The organism is Sphingomonas ginsengisoli An et al. 2013, assembly GCF_009363895.1.
In the GTDB taxonomy this organism is placed as follows: Bacteria; Pseudomonadota; Alphaproteobacteria; order Sphingomonadales; family Sphingomonadaceae; genus Sphingomicrobium; species Sphingomicrobium ginsengisoli.
Genome location: NZ_CP045434.1, coordinates 2911694 through 2931098, shown reverse-complemented (window position 1 = coordinate 2931098; position 19405 = coordinate 2911694). Strand labels below are relative to the sequence as shown.

Genomic DNA, 19405 nt, shown 5'->3' with positions numbered 1-19405 from the left:
TTCCCATGCCTTGAAGCGGGACCGTGCGTCCCGGCCGGTCAGCGGCCCCTGCTGAGACCCCCGCCGCCGCTCCGCGCCGCGACTTCGGGCGCGCCGCTGTCCTCGGTGTCGTCGGTCGGCTCGACCAGCCGGCCGCGCGTCTTGCTCAGTTCGAGCCAGTCGCGGAACGGCAGGTGATAGAGCATGTCCATCACCTCGAACTCGAGCCCGCCGGGCTGGTTGGTGTTGCTGTTCCACAGCGCCACCACGCCGCTCTTCTTGGCCGGATCGAACAGGATCAGCGAGCGGTAGCCGTTGATCCCGCCGCGGTGTCCGACGATCGTATGCCCGGCATAATCGTAGCTGCGCCAGCCGAGCCCGTAATAGGCATCGCCCAGCCGCTCGAGGAACTTGCGCATCCGCTGGCGCTCGCCCGGCGTCTTCACCAGCGGCGCGTGCAGCTCCGCCAGCACCCGCGGCGACAGCACGCTCGGCATCCCGCCCGCCTGGGCGATCATCCACAGCGCCATATCCTTGATGTTGCTGTTGACCCCGCCCGCCGAGGGCACGTCGTAGTAAGGCTCGGTCACCTCGAGCGGCCGGCGCCCGATGCTGTGCGGCCGCGCCCAGCTCGGCGAGGCCAGCAGCGCGTCGCGGGTCATGCTCGCCGAGGTCATCCCGATCGGCCCGAACAATTGCTGGATGACCGTCTGCTGGTAGGTCTTGCCGGTCGCCTTCGCGACGATGTCGCTGGCCCCGTCATAAGCGACGTTCTGGTAACTCCAGCAACTATGCGGCGCGCAGCCCAGCCCGACCGTCGCCAACTGCGCCTTGAGCATGGGCACCGAATCGCCTTCTTCCAGCTTGTTGTCGAAGCTGTGTTTGGGCAGCCCCAACCGATGGCTGAGGAGGTCGCTGACGGTGGCGCGATATTCGGCTCCGGTCGGCAGCTTGAGCCCCGGCGCGTAGGTCACCAGCGGCGCGTCGAGCTTGACCTTGCCCTGCTCGGCCAGCTTGGCGACCATCGTCGCGGCTACCCCCTTGCTGCACGAGGCCCAGCGGAACACCGTCTGCGGCGTCACCTTGTCGCCCGACCCGGCCACGGTCTCGCCATAGCCGTTCAAGAAGGTGATCCGGCCGTTCTCGACGATCCCGACCGCCAGCCCGACCATCCCGGGCTTGGTCACCAATTGCTTCAGCCGCGCGTCGATCTGCGCATAATTGACGTCCTCGCGCGCTTCAGGCGCGACCTTGGCCAGCGCCAAATTGGCCGCCGACACCGTCGCCCCGCCCTGGGCGCGCGCAGGCGTCCCGCTGTCCACCACGCGGACGCTGGCAATCGCGGCGCCGACCAGCAGCACCGCACCCGCCCCAAACAGGGTGCTCTTCTTCAGTGGACCATCCTCCCCGGAGCGCAAGCTCTTGGCGGTCAGGTGGGAGACGCTCAACGGGCCCGCCGCGCGAGTGCGGCAAAGCGATAGGTTGCAGCGACGAACGCACCCAAGCTGGCAAAGGCTCCGCTCCTGTCCTAGGAAGCCGCCATGCAGTTCCTGCGCACGACATTCTGGGTGGTGATCGCGGTCTTCCTCGCGATCCTCGGTCGCAACAACTGGTCCGACGTCACCCTGAACCTGTGGGGACCGTTCCAGGCCGACATCAAGATCCCGCTGCTGGTCCTGATCGTCTTCCTCTTGGGCTTCCTCCCGACCTTCCTCATCCTGCGCGGGCGGATCTGGGCGCTGAAGCGACGGCAGGGCGTGCCCGCCCGGCCGGTCGAGCCGATCGCCAATCCGCCCGCCGCGCCGGTCGACGGCAGCCCGACCCTATGACCAGCCCGATCTTCGTCGCGCTCGATACGCCCGACCTGTCGCGCGCGCAGCGGCTGACCTCGGCGGTCCGCGCCTCGGTCGGCGGGATCAAGCTCGGCCTCGAATTCTTCGCCGCCAACGGCCCCGGCGGGGTGCGCGGGCTGGCGGTCGAGGGGCTGCCGATCTTCCTCGACCTCAAGCTGCACGACATTCCCAACACGGTCGCCAAGGCGGTCGAGGCGCTGGCGCCGCTCAAGCCGGCGGTGCTGACCGTACACGCCGCCGGCGGCCAGGCGATGCTCGCCGCCGCCCGCGCCGCCGCGCGGCCCGAGACCAAAGTCGTCGCGGTGACCGTGCTCACCAGCCTCGACGAGAGCGATCTCGGCGCGATCGGCGTCGCCGGTGCGCCGGAGGACCAGGTCCGCCGCCTCGCCGAGCTCACCCGCGCCGCCGGCTGCGACGGCATCGTCTGCTCGGGCGCCGAAGTCGCCGCCGCGCGCAGCGTCTGGCCCGACGGCTATTTCGTGATTCCCGGTGTCCGCCCCGCCGGCGGCGAGCTGGCCGACCAGAAGCGCGTGATGACCCCCGCCGATGCGCTCGCCGCGGGCGCCTCGATGCTGGTCATCGGCCGGCCGATCACCGGCGCCGCCGACCCCGCCGCCACCGCGCGGGCGATCGCCGCTTCCCTCTAGCCCCCTCGGGCGTTAGTCCGCCGCCACCCTTTCAAACAGAGATTTCGCCCATGAGCTGGCTCACCCGCGTCCGCAACAGCATCTCCTTCCTCCCCAAGCGGCAGGCGACCGAGAATCTGTGGCACAAGTGCAAGACCTGCGGGACGATGGTCTTCATCAAGGAATGGGAAGACAACCTCTGGGTCTGCCCGCGCTGCGAGCACCATGACCGCATCCGCGCCGAGCAGCGCTTCTCGATCCTGTTCGACGAGGGGAAATACCAGCTTCTCCCCAGCCCCGAGGTGCGCGAGGATCCGCTCAAGTTCCGCGACACCAAGCGCTACGTCGACCGCCTCAAGGCCGCCCGCGCCGCGACCGACGAGCGCGACGCCCTGCTCAATGCGCGCGGCCTGATCGAGGGCCGCCTGGCGATCGTCGGGGTCCAGGACTTCGCCTTCATGGGCGGGTCGATGGGGGTGGCGGTCGGCTCGGCCTTCGTCGCCGGGGTCAAGGCCGCGCTCGAGGCGATGGCCCCCTACATCATCTTCACCGCGGCCGGCGGCGCGCGGATGCAGGAAGGCATCCTGAGTCTGATGCAGATGCCACGCACCACCGTCGCGCTGGCCGAGCTGCGCGAAGCCGGCCTCCCCTACATCGTCGTGCTGACCGACCCGACCACCGGCGGCGTCACCGCCAGCTACGCCATGCTCGGCGATGTTCAGCTCGCCGAGCCGGGTGCGCTGATCGGCTTCGCCGGCCAGCGGGTGATCGAGCAGACCATCCGCGAGAAGCTGCCCGAGGGCTTCCAGCGCGCCGAATACTTACGCGACCACGGCATGGTCGACCGGGTCGTCCCCCGCGCCGAGCTGCGCGAGACGATCGGCAAGCTCATCGCTTATCTGGCGCCGGAGCGGGAAGCCGCCTGACATGAAGGAAGTGATCCGCTCGGCGGATCCGCGGGTGGCGGCGCTGATCGCCCGCCAGGCGACCCAATATGCCGGCCGCGACCAGCTCGGCCTCGACCGCATTCGTGCGCTGCTGGACCGGCTCGGTCGCCCGCAGGACCGGCTTCCGCCGGTGTTCCACGTCGCTGGAACGAACGGCAAGGGTTCGACCTGCGCCTTCCTCCGCGCCGCGCTCGAGGCCGCCGGCCACCGCGTTCACGCCTTCACCAGCCCGCACCTCGTCCGCTACAACGAGCGCATCCGCATCGCCGGCACGCTCATCTCGGACGACGAGCTCGCCGCGCTGATGGTCCAAGCGCTCGACGCCAATGAGGATCTGAGCGCCAGCCTGTTCGAGGTGAACACCGCGGTCGCCTTCCTCGCCTTCGCCACAACCCCCGCCGACGCCTGCATCGTCGAGGTCGGGCTCGGCGGCCGGCTCGACGCGACCAACGTCATCGAGGCGCCACTGGTTTGCGGCATCGCCGGCCTCGGCATCGACCACGAGGCCTTTCTCCTCGCCGACGAACCCGGCACGCCGGCCGAGCCACTCGCCCGCATCGGCTTCGAGAAGGCCGGGATCGCCAAGCCGGGCGTGCCGCTCGTCGTCCAGCACTATCCCGCCGGCGCCACCGCGGCGGTCGCGGCGACGGCCGCCCGCGTCGGTGCGCCGTTGCTGGTCGAAGGTCACGACTGGCACCTCGACCCGACCCTGCATCCCTCGCTCCCCGGACCGCATCAGCAGCGCAACGCCAGTCTGGCGGCAGCGATGCTGCGCGCGCAGGCGCAGCTTGAGGTGTCAGACGCCGCGCTCCACCAAGGGGTCGCCACCGCCACCTGGCCCGCCCGGATGCAGAAACTCGACCCCCGCGGCCCGCTCGCGGCGGGGCGCGAGGTCTGGCTCGACGGCGCGCATAATGCGGCGGCGGCCCAAGCGCTGGCCGATGCCCTGCCCCAACCGATGCACCTCGTCCTCGGCATCCTCGCCAGCAAGCAGGCCGACGCGATCGTCCCGCTCCTCGCCCGCCACGCGCTGAACCTTACCTTCGTCCCGATCGAGGGACACGACTGCCACGATCCGCAGGCGCTCGCGGCGCGCTACGCCGGCCGGGCGACGTCAGGCCTCACTGAAGCGCTGGCGGACCTGCCCGGCCCGATCCTCATCGCCGGTTCGCTTTACCTCGCCGGCGAGGTCCTCGAGCGCAACGGCGAGCTGCCGACCTAGCGCGCCGGCTCCCCGCTTTCGCCCAGCGCCTCGGTCGCTTTGGCGCCCTCGTCGGCGGGTTGCAGCGCGCGCTCGCGGCGCTCGCGGGCGCTGACCCGGGCCCATTCGAGCAGCACGAAGGCGACCGCGATCAGCCCCGCCGTCGCGGTCCAGCGGAACACCAGAGCATAGCCATATTTGTCGAACGCCTCGCCCGCGACGCCACGCCCGAGCGAGCCGACCAGGAAGGTCAGCGACGACAGCAAAGAATATTGGACCGCGGTGAACTTCTTCGAGACGACCCCCGAGAGGTAGGCGACGAAAGCGGTCAGCGCGATGCCGGTGGCGATATTCTCGTAGCTGATCGCCATTAGCAGGCGGACGATCCGCTCGTCGGCGCCGAGCAGGCCGCCGAGCGCGGTCAGGCCGGTCACCCGCGCCACCGTGTCGATCACCGGGCCGCCATCGGCGAGGTCGGCATAGACGAGGTTGCCGAACGGGGTCACCGCCGCGCCGATTAGCACCGTCGGGAACTTGCCCAGCCGCCCGAATAGGTAGCCGCCCAGGCTGATCCCGATCATCGTCATGATGATGCCGAAGATCTTGGACGCGAACGCCACCTCGTCCTTCGTGTACTTCAGATAGTCGAGGTAGAAGGGGAAGGCGAAGCTCGACCAGATGTTGTAGCAAAGCGCGTAGGTCAGGATGAAGCCGATGATGATCAGCACGCCCCAGCCGAGCCGCCCCGACAGCTCGGCGAGCGGCGAGACCAGCGCCCCGTACATGTGATTGAGCGCGGTGCGGCCGGCGCCGGTCGCGCTGCCCGCTTCCACCTGGACCCCGCGCCCATGCGCGCGCAACCAGTTGGTCGTCGCGGCGACGATCAGCGGCACCAGCACCGTCGCGGCGATGATCCACGGCCCGATATTCTTGGTGAAGTCGGCGACCGATGGCGGCTTGGCGCCCGGCGCGACGGTCAGCATCGAGGTCATGAAATGGCCGATGGTGACGATCGCCCAGGCCCACGCCAGACTGACGATCGCCAGCGCGACCGCGCGCACCGTCGGGTTGAGCTCGCCCGCCTGTTCGAGCTGGGCGTTGAGCAGGCCCTTGGGCGGCCGCTCGGTGTCGGGCGCCTGGGTGGCGATGATCAGCACCACCAGCACCAGCGCGGCCATGATCGCATAGACCAGCCCCCAGCTCATCCGCGCCGCCAGGAACAGCGCCAGCGCGCCGCCGACGATCGAGGCGATGCGATAGCCGAACTGATAGATCGCCGAGAGCAGCTCGACCGGGACCTCCTCGTCGGCGACGTCGATCCGCCACGCGTCGACCGCAATGTCCTGCGTCGCTGAGGCGAAGCTGCCGATCACCGCGAAGATCGCGAACCAGCCGATGTTGGTCGCGGGATTGGTCAGCGCCAGTAGCGAGAAGCTCGCGATCAGCACCGCCTGGCAGAGCAGGATCCAGCTCTTGCGCCGGCCGAGCCTCGCCAGCAGCGGCAGCTCGACCCGGTCGACCAGCGGCGACCACAGGAATTTGAAGCTGTAGGTAAGGCCGATCCACGACAGCACGCCGATCGTCGCCAGGCTGATCTTGGCGTCGCCGAGCCAGGCGTTGAGCGTCCCAATCAGCAGCGCGAACGGCAGTCCCGAGGAGAAGCCGAAGGCGAGCATGATCGCCGACTTGCGCGTCGACAACGCCACCTTGAGCAGCCGCCAGCCCTTCGGCCGTGCCGGCTTGCCGTCCGCCGTCCCCGCGCTCGCCAATCCACCTCTCCCTTCGCCCAGGGTCCGACCCTAGCCGCTTGCATGGTCGGTGCAACAGGGGCACTGTCCGCTTCGATGGATGCACCGCTCCGTTCGTCGCGCCCCACCGCCGGTCAACGCGAACTGGTCGACCAGCTCGCGCGTGGCGAGGCGCTGCTCGGCTCGGGCGTGCAGCAGCTCGCCGCCGCGCTCTATACCGATCCCGACCGCTTCACCCGCGAGCAAGCCATCGTCTTCGCCCGCCAGCCGCTGCTGCTCGGCCCGTCGGCGCTGCTGCCGCGCCCGAACATGGCGGTCACCCACGACGATTATGGCGTCCCGCTGATCGTCAGCCGCGACGGCGACGGGCAGGTCCACGTCCTCGCCAACGTCTGCCGCCATCGAGGCACGCGCCTGCTCGAGACGACCGAGCCGGTCCCCGCCAGCCGGATCGTCTGCCCCTATCATGCCTGGGCCTATCGTGCCGACGGCCGCCTCGCCGCCGTGCCCCGTCCCGACTGCTTCCCCGGCCTCGACAAGGCGGAAATGCCGCTGGCGCGCTTCGCCGCGTGTGAAAGCGGCGGCCTCATCTGGTTCTCGCGCGACCCTGACGCGGACTTCGGCGGAGTCGAGGCCCTCACCCCCGACATGGAGGCGTTCGGCCTTGCCGGCTTGCACCTCTACCAGCGCCGCACCCATGAAGTCGCCGCCAACTGGAAGCTGGTGATCGACGCCTTCCTCGAAAGCTATCACGTCCAGCGGCTGCACGCGGCGACCATCGCGCCTTTCTTCGCCGACGGGATCACCGTCGCCGACCGCATCGGCCAGCACCAGCGGGCGGTGGTCGGCCGGACCGACTATCTGGCGCGGGTCGAGCGCGACGACTGGACGCAGATCCGCCGCGCGGCGACCTTCACTTACCACTTCTTCCCCAACAGCGTGATCATCGTCTCGCCCGACTACATCAACCTGCTGCTCTGCTATCCGCAGGGCGTCGGCTCGACCCGGGTCGAGGACGTCATGCTCATCCCCGAGGCGCCGCAGACCAACGAGGCCGAGGCGCACTGGCGCAAGAGCTGGGACCTGCTCGACGCCGGCACCTTCGGCGGCGAGGACTTCCGCGCCGCGGCGCTCTGTCACCAAGGGATTTCGGCGGGGCTAATCCAGCAGGTCACGCTCGGCACCCTCGAATCGGGCATCGCCGACTTCCACCGCCTGCTCGACGAGGCGGTCGACTAGGCGGGCTTCGCCGCCGCCTCGTATAGCACCATTCCGTCGATCTTCTTGGTGCGCTCGCCCGCCAGCCTTTTGTCGACCTCGCGCAGCGCGGCGCGCAGTGTCCGCTCCTGATAGGGCTTGAGCATGTAGCCGAGCGCGATTTCCTCGGCGCCTTCGGGCGGGGACGCGCTGACGAACAGTACCGGGATGCCCCGCTTGCTCGCTTCGCGCGCGACCGCATAACCGTCGCGCTTTCCCGCCAGGCTGATGTCGGTGAGAATGAGGTCGACCCCGCGCGGGTCCTCGTCCTCGTCGCCACTCGGCGGCAATTTCTCGGCTTCGGTATCGAGAACGCGGACCACGTCGGCATAAGCGTCGACCGTCGCGACCACCGTATAGCCGGCGTCGGCGACCATGGTTTCATTGTCGAACGCGACCAGCGGCTCGTCCTCGACGATGAGGATGCGCTTGACGATCCGCTTGCGCTTGCTGAACAGCACCCGGGCACCCCTAACTTCAAGGAACTTGGTCTTGCCCCCGGAACGAACGAGAGCCGCGCCTGTGCCGCAAAAGCGGGCACAGAAAAAGGGCGGCCCGTCACGGGGCGAGCCCAGCCGCAAGCCAGCCGCGCCCAGCGGCGGCCCGCAGCGCATCGCCAAGCTCCTTGCGCGGGCCGGAATCGCCTCCCGCCGCGAGATCGAGCGGATGATCGCCGAGGGCCGCATCGCGCTCGACGGACAGGTGCTGACCACCCCCGCGACCATCCTCGAAACGCTCACCGGGGTCACCGTCGACGGCAAGCCGGTCCGCCCGGCCGAAAGCGCGCGGCTGTGGCGCTTCTACAAGCCCGCCGGCTGCCTCACCGCCGCCAACGACCCCAAGGGCCGCCCGACCATCTACGACAAACTGCCGCGCGGCCTGCCCCGCGTGATGCCCGTCGGCCGCCTCGACTTCATGACCGAGGGGCTGCTGCTCCTCACCAACGACGGCGAATTGAAGCGCCAGCTCGAGCTGCCCAAGACCGGCGTCGTCCGCCGCTACCGCGCCCGCGCCTTCGGCGACGTCACCCAGGAACAGCTCGAATCCCTGAGCGAAGGGGTCGAGATCGAGGGCGTCCGCTACGGCAGCATCGACGCCAACATGGAGCGCCGCACCGGCGCCAACGTGTGGATCGAGCTCGCGCTGACCGAGGGCAAAAATCGCGAGGTCCGCCGCGTCCTCGCCTGGCTCGGGATGCAGGTCTCGCGCCTGATCCGCACCAGCTACGGCCCGCTCGCGCTCGACGAGCTCGAACCCGGCGAGGTCGCCGAGGTCCAGCGCGAAGACCTGTTCCGCTTCCGCGCCTCACTCAAATGAGGATCATCGCTGGCCGGTGGCGCGGGCGCCCATTGCTTGCACCGCCGGGCGAAATCACCCGGCCGACCGCCGACCGCATCCGCGAAACGTTGTTCAGCATGTTGACCAGCCGGCTCGGCAATTTCGCCGAGCTACGGGTCGCCGACCTCTACGCGGGCTCGGGGGCCCTAGGGCTCGAAGCACTGTCGCGCGGTGCGGCCTCGGCGCTGTTCGTCGAGACCGACGCCGCCGCCCGCAAGGTGATCGAACGCAACGCCGCGGCGCTGGGCGCAACGATCGAATTGCTCGCCACCTCCGCCGAACGACTCCCGCCGCGCCCCGCTTTCGATCTGATCCTCGCCGACCCGCCCTACGCCGATGGCGCCGGCGACAAGGTGGTGAGGGCAGTGGCGGCAGCCGGCTGGCTCGCGCCGGGCGGCTGGCTCGCGATCGAGACTGCACGCGGCCACGCGATCGCCGAAAACTCGTTTGAAACGATGGTCGAGCGCGACACCGGCCGCGCCCGTCTCACCTTGTTGCGGCGCGCGGCCTAGGCCTTTTTCGCGCCGCCGGTCACTTCCTTGAGCAGCCGGGTCCCGATCGCCGCCGCCGCCGCCTTGCCAGCAGCCTTGACCGCATTCTTGCTCTTGGCCTTGGCCGGATCGGCCTTGCCGCTCTCGGCGATCGCCGCCACCGCCGCCATCGCCCCGATCGCCAGCAGGTCGCTCACCAGCGGATGATCGAGCACCTTGGACGCCAGCGCCTCGAGGCCATGCTCGCCGCCCTTGTTCTTCTTCCCCTTGCGCTTGCCCTCACCGTCCACGCTCACGGCGACCCGGACGCCGCCCTTCGGCTCCTTGGCCTTTTTGCTCTTCTTGTCCTTGGCCATCGAAACCTCCGTCTTGCTGCCTACCGTTGGGCTCGCGCCTGGAGATAAGCGAAGAGTTGCTGCACTTCCACATCGCTGAAGTTGCTGAACGCCTTGCGGCTGGTTTCGCTCATCAGTTTGAGGTTGCGGCCATTGGGCGGCCGCCCGGTCTTCATCAGGCGGGCGAACTGCTGCCCGTCGTAGGCGCCGACGATGGTCAGGTCGGGCGACTGGATACCCGGCTCGACTTCGCGCCCGGTCAGCGCGGAGCCGTGACAGCCCGAGCAGGTCGTCATTGCCAGGTGCCGCCCCGCCGCGGTGGCCACGCCTAGGTCGGCGGCGGGATGCGCGCGATAATCGACGATCTCGGTCGGCGCCGACGGGAGCTTGCCGGTCGCCACGCCAATGCGGCCCAGCGGCCCCAGCGCCAGCGCGGGCGTTGCCGACCCGCCGCGCGGCGCCGAGCGAAGGGCAGCGATCACGTCCGACAATTCCTGGTCGGTCAGTGCCGCGGCTTCGCCCGAGGGCATGATGTAGAGCGGACGCCCGTCGTGCCCGATCCCCTGGCGCAGCGCCTGCGCCAGCTGCTGGTCGCTCGCCGTCGCCGCGAGCAAGGTCAGGTTGGGCGCATAAAGCGTAGCGACGCTCGGTTGGTCGATCATGTTGGCGCCGCGCAGGTCGCCGCCATGGCAACCGCCGCAGCCTCGCGTCCGAATGATGTGCCACCCGCGGCCCGCATCGGCACTCGCCATCAGCAACGGTTCGGGCTGCGCACTCAGCGTCTGGTGGATGGTGTGTTCGGAGACCGCATAGAGCGTCGCTGCCCCGACGATCCCCAGCCCGAGCAGGCCCGCCAGCGCGTAACCGACCCACCGCACTACCTTACGCATGACACCCCCCTGCCCCTGCCGTGAGGCAGGAATAGCGAAGTTCAGCGCTTCTTGCGACCCTGATGACGGATGTTGGCCGGCCGCCCGCGCCGTCCCATCGGCGGTCGGCGCACCCGGTCGCGGCGCGGCCCCGGTCCGCGGGCGTAGCTGCCTTCGGCAAGCTCGAAGCGCAGCGCGCCACTGACCGGATTTGCATCGGTCAGCCGGAGCTGGAGCCGCTGGCCGACCCGATAGGTCTCGCCGCTCTCTTCGCCGACCAATTGGCGGGCGTCCTCCTGGTAGCGGAAATATTCGGTCCCCAGCTCGGCCGCTGGCACCAGCCCGTCGCCGCCCAGCCCATCGACTGTGGCGAAGAAGCCGAACGGCTGCACCCCGGTGATCCGGCAGTCGATCAGCTGCCCGACATGGTCCGAAAGATAGGCCGCGACATAGCGGTCGACTGTCTCGCGCTCGGCCTCCATCGCGCGCCGCTCGAGCATCGAGATCTGCTCGCCGATCTCGGCGAAGCGCTCGACATCCTCGGCCGGCAGCGCGCCCTCGCCGAGGTTGTAGGCGCGGACCAGGCTGCGGTGGACGAGGAGGTCGGCGTAGCGACGGATCGGCGAGGTGAAGTGCGCGTAGCTGCCGAGCGAGAGCCCGAAGTGACCGAGGTTGTCGGGGGCATAGCGCGCCTGCATCTGGGTGCGGAGCAATTGCTCCATGATTTCGGGGCGAGCGTCGCTGTCGCCGATCCGCTCGATCACCCGGTTGAAGGTCGCCGGCCGCACCACCTGGCCGAGCGCGAATTCGACGTCGAGGGTCTTCAGATAGTCCTTGAGCGCGACCAGCTTTTCGCGGCTCGGGGTCTCGTGGACGCGATACATCACCGGCGCCTTCTTCGCCTCGAGCGCCTTGGCCGCCGCGACGTTGGCGGCGATCATGTAATCCTCGACCAGCCGGTGCGCGTCGAGCCGCTCGCGCGCCGCGACCGAGGCGATCCGCCCCTTCTCGTCGAGCACCACCTGCCGTTCGGGCAGATCGAGCTCCAACGGCTCGCGCCGTTCGCGTGCTGATCTCAGCGCACTCCAGCAGGCCCAGAGCGGCTTGAGGGCGCTCTCGACCAGCTCGGCGGGGACGGCGTCGCTCGCCCCGTCAATCGCCGCTTGGGCGTCTTCATAAGCGAGGTTGGCGGCGACGCGGATCAGGGCGCGGCTGAAGCGCCAGCTCTTGAGCGCGCCGTCGGCGCCGACGACCAGGTGGCAGGCGAGCGCGGCGCGGTCGGCGCCTTCCTTCAACGAGCAGATATCGCTCGACAATTCGTGGGGCAGCATCGGCACCACGCGGTCGGGGAAATAGACGCTGTTGCCGCGGCGGCGGGCCTCGCGGTCGAGGGCGCTGCCGGGGCGGACGTAATAGCTGACGTCGGCGATGGCGACGATCGCGTCCCACCCGCCATCCTCGCGCGCGCTCGCCCAGATGGCGTCGTCATGGTCGCGCGCATCGACCGGATCGATCGCCAAAATTGGCAAATGGCGGAGATCAGTCCGCCATTTGCCAAGTTCGAGCGTCGAGACCTGGCGCGCCTCGGCGACGGTCACTTCGCGAAACTCGCTCGGCAGGCCGTGCTTGTGAATCGCGATCAGACTGAAACTGCGCGGCGCGAAGGGATCGCCGAGGACGGCATCGACCCGCGCCGAGACCCGCGGCGGACGGCCCGAGGGTTCGGCGAGGACGAGGTCGCCGGTCTGGGCTTCGCCCAAGTCGCTTAGCGGCAGTTCGCGCCGCTCGCGCTTGTCGACGGGTTTCAGCCAGCGCTTGCCGTCCTCGTCCTCGTGGACGACGCCGAGGATGAGGTCGGCCGAGCGCTGCAGTTTCTTCATCAGGTGCGCGACATGACCGCGGCCGCGCTCCTCGGTGCGGGCGAGGATACGGTCGTTGAGCGCGAGCGCCGAGCGGCGGCCTTGCTGGAGGACACGGAGGCGGGGCGGCGGGCCCTCGCCCTGCCAATTGTCGGGGACCGCGACGTCACCATCGTCGACCGCGACGATCCGCAGCACGGTGACCTTGGGCACTCCGCCCGCCTTGTGGAACGCGCGGCCCGGGGCTGAATCGATCAGCCCCTCGTCGGCCATGTCCTTGAGCAGGCTCTTGAGCATGATCTTGTCATGCCCGTGGAGGCCGAAGGCGCGCGCGATCTCGCGCTTGCCCGCGGGCTGGCCGGACGAGGTGATGAAATCGAGGATCTGCTGCCGGCTCGGCAGCCCGGCCGGGAGGGGTTTGCGGGGCATTGCGCAGAAGGTGGCGGTTCGCGGCCACCGCGGCAAGCCTCGGCCCCCACGCCGTCAGTCGATACCATGCCCCAGCGCCAGATAGTCGGCCGAGCGCATCTCCTCGAGGCGGCTGACGGTGCGCTGGAATTCGAAGGCGCCGGTGCCCGCCGGGTAAAGGCCCTCGGGCTCGGCGTCGGCGGCGGCGAGGAGCTTTACCTTATGCTCGTAGAGCTCGTCGATCAGCGTGACGAAGCGCGCCGCCTCGTTGCGCATCTCGGGGCCCATCACCGGGATGCCGACGAGGATCACGGTGTGGAAGCGCCGGGCGACGGCGAGATAGTCGGCGGCGCCGCGCGCTTCGCCGCACAGGCGCTTGAAGGAAAAGACGGCGACGCCCTTGAGGCTCTTGGGGACGTGGAGCGTGCGGCCGCCGCCGACGTCGAGCTCCTCGGCGGGGACCTTGGCACGATCCTCGACGGGATAGTCGGTGAGTTGGAAGAAGGCTTGGCTCAAAGCTGCGGTGGCGGCGGGGCCGTTGGGGACGTGCCAGGTCTCGACCCCGCCCAGTCGGTCGAGCCGATAGTCGGTCGGGCCGTCAATCTCGATCACTTGCATCCGGGCCTGGATAAGGTCGATGAAGGGCAGGAACAGCTCGCGGTTGAGGCCGTCCTTGTAGAGGTCGGTCGGGGGTCGGTTGGAGGTGGTCACGACCGCGACGCCTTCGCCAAGCAGCGCGGTGAACAGGCGCGAGAGGATCATCGCGTCGGCGGTGTTGTTGATCACCATCTCGTCGAAGCAGAGGAGCTTCGCTTCGGCGGCTAGGCTCTCGGCGACCGGCGGGATCGGGTCGCCCGGGGTCTCCTCGCGGGCGCGGCGGAGGCGCTGGTGGACGTCGAGCATGAAGGCGTGGAAGTGGACGCGGCGCTTGGGCGCGACCGGGACGTGGTCGAACGCCAGGTCCATCAGCATCGACTTGCCGCGCCCGACCCCACCCCAGAGGTAGACGCCGCAGACCGGCGCGTCGGCGCGGCCGAGCAGGCGCTTCAAGAGGCCGCCGCGCGGCGCCGCGAGATCGCGCGCCAGCCGGTCGAGCGCGGCGACCGCGCGCGCCTGGTCGGGATCGGCCTTAAGTTCATGCGCCTCGAGCAGGACCTGATACGCGGCCGCGACGGGTCCGCTCATGTGCGGTCGCGCAACTTCTTGAGCGTGCCGGTGAAGCTGTAGCAGGGCTGGCCGTCCTGGCGGACAACGCCCTGAAGGAAGGCGAGGCTGCGGGTCTGGCGGATCAGCTCGACATGCGCGTCGAGCGGCTTGCCGACCTCGCCGCGGGCGAGGAAGTGGGTGGTGAGGTCGAGCGTCACGTAATGCGCCCGGGCCATGCCGGCGCAGCGCCCGCCGCCGAACAGCGCCATGTCGATAAAGCTCATCACCATCCCGCCGTGGAGCGAGCCGCCGAGATTGAGGTGCTTCTCGGTGGGGAACATCCGCACCACCGCGCGCCCCTCGCCGTCGGGGCGGAAGATCATCTTGCCGACCTGCGCGGCAAAGCTGTCGGGCGGCAGGTCGACCCAGCTGTACCAGCCGGGATGCTCGGGGTCCTCACGCGCGCCCGAGGGGCGGTTGGGCAGATCTTCGGGGGCGTCCATGGAGTGGGGTTAATCGTCGTCGTGAGCAGGTGCAACATGCGCTGAGGAGAGTGTCCTCAGCCGGTCGCCAGCGGCTCGCACAGCCCGGTCAGCGCGAGCACGCGCGCCTCGATGACCGGATCGACGGGCCTGGGGCGAATGCCGATGCCCGCGGCCTCGCCGACAATCTGTTCGTAATTGCTTTGCAGTGCCTGATCGATCGAGCGCGCCGAGAGGATCAGCCCGCGCAGTTGATTGACCTCGGGCGGCGACAGTCGCTGGGCGCCGTCGAAGGCGAAGAACTGAAACCAGACCGCGTTTTCGCGCGTGCGCAGGCTGTCATAGGCGTCGAGTGCATCGTAGATATCGCCATAGGTCAGCCGTTGATCGAGCGGCATCTGCCCGGCGATGCCGGTCGCTCCGGTCCGCCAGACGCTGGTTCGGTTGTTGGGTGGACGTGGCCGCCCGATGGTTCCGCTGGCAGCCGGCCCCGCCCCGCCGCGCCACGCCTGTTGCCAGCGATCAAGCTGATCGAGCTTGCGGTTGAGACAGGGGCTCTCGCCGATGCGGCGCCGGTAACCTGCGAGATTTTCGGCGACTTCGGCGTCGACCGCGGTGCGCAGGTCGGCGACGTCGCGGCGGCCGTGCCAGTCGTCGACCAATTGCTGGGCGCCGAGTGCGATCAGCACGCCGAACACGACGATCGCCAGTTCGGTCAGGAATTCAGGCCAGCCATGAACCGGCCGGACGCGCCACCGCATGCCTCAGTCCCCCACCCGCGCGATCTTAGCGTGGCAGGGAAGCAGGGCAATCCGCCGTTTACGCCGCGCGTTCGGCGACCAGCTTCTTGGTCTCGGCGATCGCCTTGGCCGGGTTCAGCCCCTTCGGGCAGACGTTGGCGCAGTTCATGATCGTGTGGCAGCGATAGAGGCGGAACGGGTCCTCGAGCTGGTCGAGGCGCTCGCCCGTCATCTCGTCGCGGCTGTCGGCGAGCCAGCGATAGGCCTGGAGCAGGATCGCGGGGCCGAGGAAGCGGTCGCCGTTCCACCAGTAGCTCGGGCAGCTGGTCGAGCAGCAGAAGCACAGGATGCACTCGTAGAGGCCGTTCAGTTTCTCGCGGTCCTCGGGGCTCTGCAGCCGCTCCTTGCCGCTGGGGTCGGGCGAGGCCGACTTCAGCCACGGCTCGATCGAGGCATATTGGGCGTAAAGGTGGGTGAAGTCGGGGACGAGATCCTTGACCACGTCGCAATGCGGCAGCGGGGTGATGCGAACCTCGCCCTTCACATCCTCGATCGCGGTGGTGCAGGCGAGGCCGTTCGAGCCAGCAATGTTCATCGAGCAGCTGCCGCAAATGCCTTCGCGGCACGAGCGGCGGAAGGTCAGCGTCGGGTCGACCTCATTCTTGATCTTGAGGAGGGCGTCGAGGACCATTGGCCCGGTCTCGTCGAGGTCGAGCTCATAGGTGTCGTAGCGCGGGTTCTGGCCGCTGTCGGGATCGTAGCGATAGACCTTGAACGCCTTGGTGCGCTTGGCGCCGCTGGGTGCGGGATAGCGCTTGCCCTTCTTGGAAATGACGCTGTTCTTCGGAAGCGTGAACTCGGCCATGAAATCCTCTTGTGCTTGGGGCGCGGCTTAGGCCCGCGAGGCGCGGTTGAAAAGCCCGCCGCGGGGCCAGGGTTCAGCCGCGCGGTAAGGCCGCGAGCACCGCCGCGGCGTGGCCCGGCACCTTGACCTTGCGCCAGGCCTTGAGGACCTTGCCGTCGGCGCCGATCAGGAAGGTCGCGCGCTCCATCCCCATATATTTGCGGCCGTACATCGACTTCTCGACCCAGGTGCCGAACGCCTCGCTGAGCGCGCCATCGTCGGTCGCGAGGGGGACCTTGAGGTCGTATTTGCCGATGAACTTCTCGTGGCTCTTCTCGCTGTCGCGCGAGACGCCGATGACGCGGGCACCGGCGGCGGCAAAGTCCTCGGCGAGACCGGTGAAGTCCTGCGCTTCCCGGGTGCAGCCCGAGGTGTCGTCCTTGGGGTAGAAATAGAGCACGACCGGATGCCCCGGCGCGGCGAGGTCGATGGCGTGGCCGTCGGTTGTCGTCACCGTCAGCGCGGGCGCCTGCTGTCCTTCGTCGATCATGCTCCGTCCCTCACCCTGGTCCATAATGCCGCGATCCTCTGCCGTGCCGCGGTCATCGCCGCAACCAGCGCGTCCCAGTCGGCCTGCCCGCACAGCCGGGCGAGCAGCACTTCGGTCGGCGGGGTCAGCTTGACCTGGCCGGGGGCGAGCAGCCGCAGGCAGACGAGGATCCGCGACAGCAGGCGGAGGTCGGCGTCGACCGCTGCAGCGTCGAGCAGGCCGGCCTCACCCAGCGCGGCGATCGCCACCTCGAGCCGGGGGTCGAGGCCGAGCCCGCTCGAGAGCTGGAGCGTGTGGACCGCGAATTCGAGGTCGACCAGCCCGCCGTCGCCGAGCTTCACGTCGAGCGGTCCCCACGGCGGCTTGTGCCGCGCCATGTCGGCCCGCATCACCGCCGCGTCGGCACGCACCTTGGCGGGGTCGCGCGGCCCCGAGAGCACGGCGGTGATCGCCTGGCGGAGGCGCTGCTGGGCGGGCTCCGGGCCGGTCAGCGGGCGGGCGCGGCACAGCGCCATATGCTCCCACGTCCACGCTTCGCTGCGCTGATAGGAAGTGAAGCCGGCGAGACTGACCGCGAGCATCCCCTGCTCGCCCTGCGGACGCAGCCTGGTGTCGACCTCGTAGAGCGGGCCGGCGGCGGTCGGGACGCTCAACGCCGCCACCACTCGGCGGGCGAGGCGGTTGTAATAGTCGGCGGCGGTGAGCGGCTTGGCATGCTCGCTCTGCGCGCCGTCGGGGGCGTCGTAGACGAAGATGAGATCGAGGTCGGAGGCGTGGGTCAGCGCGCGGCCGCCGAGCCGCCCGAGCGCGAGGACGACCAGCTCACCGCCCGGCATGGAGCCGTGGCTCGCTTCGAAATCGGCCTGGGCGAGCGCGGCGAGCGCGATCACCGTCCCTTCGGCGACGTCGCTATAGCCTTCAGCAATGGCGATCGGGTCGCGGTGGCCGCTGACCAGTTGCACTCCGAGCCCGAAGCGGCGCTCGCCGACCACCGCGCGGGCGCGGTCGAGCGCGGCGTCGTACGGGAGGCCGGCGACCGCGGCCGCGAGCCGTTCTGCGAACTCGGCGGCCGAAGGGGGCACGCCAAAGCTCGAGGCGTCGAGCAGCCCGTCGAGCAATTCGGGGCGGCGGCCGAGCTGCGCGGCGAGCGCGGGGGCGTGGCTGAGAATGGTCGCGAGCAGGGCGCCGAGCTCGGGTTGGGCAGCGATCAGGCGGTAGAGATTGACCCCGCTCGACAGCCGCTCGACGAGGTCGGCGAGGCGGTTGAGCGCCGCCGCCGGGTCGGGCCCTTGCGCGATCGCTTCGAGCAGCGCGGGGAGCATCGCCTCGAATGCTTCGCGCGCGGTGGCCGAGCGCAGCGAGCGCGCCTTGCCCGAGCGCCAGTCGGCGACGTGCCGGGCGGGCAGATGCGGATCGGGAAAGCCCATCCGCGCCAGCTCGTCGGTGAGCATTTGCGGGTCGTTGCTGAGCCGCCCGCCGCGATCGTCGGCGAGCGCGCCGAACAGGCGCTCGGTGGCGGTGACGTGAGGGGCGAGCCAGGCGATCAGCGCGGCGCCGTCGGCAAGGCCGTGGAGCGCCGCTACGCGATCAAGCGCTTCTCCGGAAGCGGGCAGCAGGTGGGTCTGCGCGTCGGCGATCATCTGGACCCGGTGCTCGGCGGTGCGCAGCGCGCGATAGGCGGCGGCGAGCGCTTCGGCGTCGGCGGGGTCGAGCTTGCCCGCCGCGCTTAACGCCGCCAGCGCCTCGAGCGTCGCCGGGGTGCGCAGTGCGGGTTCGCGCCCGGCGTGGATCAATTGCTGGATCTGGGCGAAGAATTCGACCTCGCGGATGCCGCCGCGGCCGCGCTTCAGGTCATAGCCGGGGCCGAGCTGCTGGCCCTGGCTGTAATGGTCGCGGATGCGGGTCGAGATGGCGCGGATCTCGTCGACCACGCCGAAGTCGAGGCTGCGCCGCCAGACGAACGGCTGGATCGCGGCGAGGAAGCTCTCGCCGAGCGCGCGGTCGCCGGCGCAGGCGCGGGCGCGGATGAAGGCGGCGCGCTCCCACGGCAACGCCGAGCTTTCATAGTAAGAGATGGCGGCGCCGATCGACAGCGCGATCGGGGTGACTTCGGGCGAGGGCCGCAGGCGGAGGTCGACGCGGACGACATAGCCATGCTCGTCGCGGCGCTGGAGCAACTCGATCAGGCGGCGGCCGTAGCGGACCGCGGCCTCGCTCGGGTCGTCGCGCCCGCGGCGGGGCAAGGTCTCGGGGTCGAACAGCAGAATGAGGTCGACGTCCGAGCTGTAGTTGAGTTCGCGGCTGCCGAGCTTGCCGAGTGCGAGCACCGTCAATCCGACGAAGGGAATGTCGGCGCCCATCCGCTCGGCGACCGCCTGGCGAAGGGCGGCGTCGATCGCGCCGTCGGCGAAGTCGGACAGGGCCGCGGTGACCGCCTCGAGCGAGAATTCTTCCGACAGGTCGCCGAGCGCGGTGGCCAGCGCGAGCCGCAGCCGCTGGCGGCGCAGGCGCTCGCCCAACGGCGCGTCGCCGGCCACCGCGAGGGCGGTGTCGACCGCCGCGGCGGCACCATTGGCGCGGAAGCTTTCGACCACGTCGGGGCAGCGGACGATCGCCTCGCCGAGGAAGGGTGAATGGGTCCGCGCCCGCTCGAGCGCGGTGTCGCGGATGCGCAACGGCGCCGTGATCTCGCCGCTCATCGGTTCATCCAATAGCTCGCTTGACGCAACCTC

The 19405-nt window shown here is 69.7% G+C and carries 19 protein-coding genes; 7 read left to right on the top strand and 12 right to left on the bottom strand.

The genetic code is table 11. The annotated features are described in order from the left end of the window. Positions 1 to 38: 38 nt before the first annotated feature. A complete protein-coding gene (locus tag GCU42_RS14295) occupies positions 39 to 1427 on the bottom strand; it encodes a serine hydrolase domain-containing protein (protein ID WP_114228707.1) in 1389 nt (462 codons plus the stop codon). A gap of 93 nt (positions 1428 to 1520) precedes the next feature. On the opposite strand from GCU42_RS14295, the gene GCU42_RS14290 reads away from it, so the two are divergent. The 4 genes from GCU42_RS14290 to GCU42_RS14275 are packed head-to-tail and all read left to right on the top strand — an operon-like array spanning position 1521 to position 4627. Continuing rightward, positions 1521 to 1808 (top strand): LapA family protein, encoded by a 288-nt coding sequence (locus tag GCU42_RS14290; protein WP_114228706.1) that lies wholly within the window; start codon positions 1521 to 1523, stop codon positions 1806 to 1808. After that, entirely contained in the window at positions 1805 to 2479 is a 675-nt protein-coding gene (pyrF, locus tag GCU42_RS14285) for an orotidine-5'-phosphate decarboxylase (protein ID WP_114228705.1), read from the top strand. The genes GCU42_RS14290 and pyrF overlap by 4 nt, the downstream gene beginning before the upstream one ends. Before the next feature lie 50 nt (positions 2480 to 2529). Next, positions 2530 to 3384 (top strand): acetyl-CoA carboxylase, carboxyltransferase subunit beta, encoded by an 855-nt coding sequence (accD, locus tag GCU42_RS14280; RefSeq protein WP_114228704.1) that lies wholly within the window; start codon positions 2530 to 2532, stop codon positions 3382 to 3384. A gap of 1 nt (position 3385) precedes the next feature. Beyond that, positions 3386 to 4627, top strand: coding sequence for a bifunctional folylpolyglutamate synthase/dihydrofolate synthase (locus GCU42_RS14275; protein ID WP_114228703.1), 1242 nt, complete (start codon positions 3386 to 3388; stop codon positions 4625 to 4627). Here the strand turns inward: GCU42_RS14275 and GCU42_RS14270 are convergent. Next, positions 4624 to 6375, bottom strand: coding sequence for an AmpG family muropeptide MFS transporter (locus GCU42_RS14270; protein ID WP_240309542.1), 1752 nt, complete (start codon positions 6373 to 6375; stop codon positions 4624 to 4626). The two genes, GCU42_RS14275 and GCU42_RS14270, sit on opposite strands and share 4 nt — an antisense overlap. A 75-nt stretch (positions 6376 to 6450) precedes the next feature. On the opposite strand from GCU42_RS14270, the gene GCU42_RS14265 reads away from it, so the two are divergent. Further along, the gene (locus GCU42_RS14265; RefSeq protein ID WP_114228702.1) at positions 6451 to 7593 is read left to right on the top strand and encodes an aromatic ring-hydroxylating oxygenase subunit alpha; all 1143 of its coding nucleotides are present in this window, start codon (positions 6451 to 6453) and stop codon (positions 7591 to 7593) included. Here GCU42_RS14265 and GCU42_RS14260 read toward each other — a convergent pair. Beyond that, positions 7590 to 8072: a response regulator gene (locus GCU42_RS14260; protein WP_162789323.1), complete on the bottom strand. Its 483-nt coding sequence runs from the start codon at positions 8070 to 8072 to the stop codon at positions 7590 to 7592. The two genes, GCU42_RS14265 and GCU42_RS14260, sit on opposite strands and share 4 nt — an antisense overlap. On the opposite strand from GCU42_RS14260, the gene GCU42_RS14255 reads away from it, so the two are divergent. Together GCU42_RS14255 and rsmD are read left to right on the top strand one after the other, a co-directional pair. Continuing rightward, the gene (locus tag GCU42_RS14255; RefSeq protein ID WP_114228700.1) at positions 8029 to 8928 is read left to right on the top strand and encodes a pseudouridine synthase; all 900 of its coding nucleotides are present in this window, start codon (positions 8029 to 8031) and stop codon (positions 8926 to 8928) included. The two genes, GCU42_RS14260 and GCU42_RS14255, sit on opposite strands and share 44 nt — an antisense overlap. Continuing rightward, positions 8925 to 9461: a 16S rRNA (guanine(966)-N(2))-methyltransferase RsmD gene (gene rsmD, locus GCU42_RS14250; RefSeq protein ID WP_114228699.1), complete on the top strand. Its 537-nt coding sequence runs from the start codon at positions 8925 to 8927 to the stop codon at positions 9459 to 9461. The genes GCU42_RS14255 and rsmD overlap by 4 nt, the downstream gene beginning before the upstream one ends. Here the strand turns inward: rsmD and GCU42_RS14245 are convergent. The 9 genes from GCU42_RS14245 to GCU42_RS14205 form a co-directional block, all read right to left on the bottom strand. Beyond that, positions 9458 to 9796 (bottom strand): hypothetical protein, encoded by a 339-nt coding sequence (locus GCU42_RS14245; protein WP_114228698.1) that lies wholly within the window; start codon positions 9794 to 9796, stop codon positions 9458 to 9460. The genes rsmD and GCU42_RS14245 overlap by 4 nt on opposite strands. A gap of 20 nt (positions 9797 to 9816) precedes the next feature. Beyond that, entirely contained in the window at positions 9817 to 10665 is an 849-nt protein-coding gene (locus GCU42_RS14240) for a c-type cytochrome (protein WP_114228697.1), read from the bottom strand. 41 nt (positions 10666 to 10706) lie between these two features. Continuing rightward, complete coding sequence (gene rnr / locus GCU42_RS14235; protein ID WP_114228696.1) at positions 10707 to 12932, bottom strand: ribonuclease R; 2226 nt, start codon at positions 12930 to 12932, stop codon at positions 10707 to 10709. 54 nt (positions 12933 to 12986) lie between these two features. Then, positions 12987 to 14096 (bottom strand): cell division protein ZapE, encoded by a 1110-nt coding sequence (zapE, locus tag GCU42_RS14230; RefSeq protein ID WP_114228695.1) that lies wholly within the window; start codon positions 14094 to 14096, stop codon positions 12987 to 12989. Next, a complete protein-coding gene (locus GCU42_RS14225) occupies positions 14093 to 14560 on the bottom strand; it encodes a PaaI family thioesterase (protein WP_114228694.1) in 468 nt (155 codons plus the stop codon). The genes zapE and GCU42_RS14225 overlap by 4 nt, the downstream gene beginning before the upstream one ends. 56 nt (positions 14561 to 14616) lie before the next feature. Beyond that, positions 14617 to 15300 (bottom strand): hypothetical protein, encoded by a 684-nt coding sequence (locus tag GCU42_RS14220; RefSeq protein ID WP_114228693.1) that lies wholly within the window; start codon positions 15298 to 15300, stop codon positions 14617 to 14619. Between the two features lie 58 nt (positions 15301 to 15358). Then, positions 15359 to 16144, bottom strand: coding sequence for a succinate dehydrogenase iron-sulfur subunit (locus tag GCU42_RS14215; RefSeq protein ID WP_114228692.1), 786 nt, complete (start codon positions 16142 to 16144; stop codon positions 15359 to 15361). 73 nt (positions 16145 to 16217) lie between these two features. Further along, positions 16218 to 16673 carry a peroxiredoxin gene (locus GCU42_RS14210; protein ID WP_114228691.1) on the bottom strand — a complete coding sequence of 152 codons (456 nt, stop codon included), beginning with the start codon at positions 16671 to 16673 and terminating at the stop codon, positions 16218 to 16220. Then, positions 16670 to 19372 (bottom strand): bifunctional [glutamine synthetase] adenylyltransferase/[glutamine synthetase]-adenylyl-L-tyrosine phosphorylase, encoded by a 2703-nt coding sequence (locus tag GCU42_RS14205; RefSeq protein ID WP_114228690.1) that lies wholly within the window; start codon positions 19370 to 19372, stop codon positions 16670 to 16672. Before GCU42_RS14205 ends, GCU42_RS14210 begins: the two co-directional genes overlap by 4 nt. Positions 19373 to 19405: the final 33 nt, after the last annotated feature.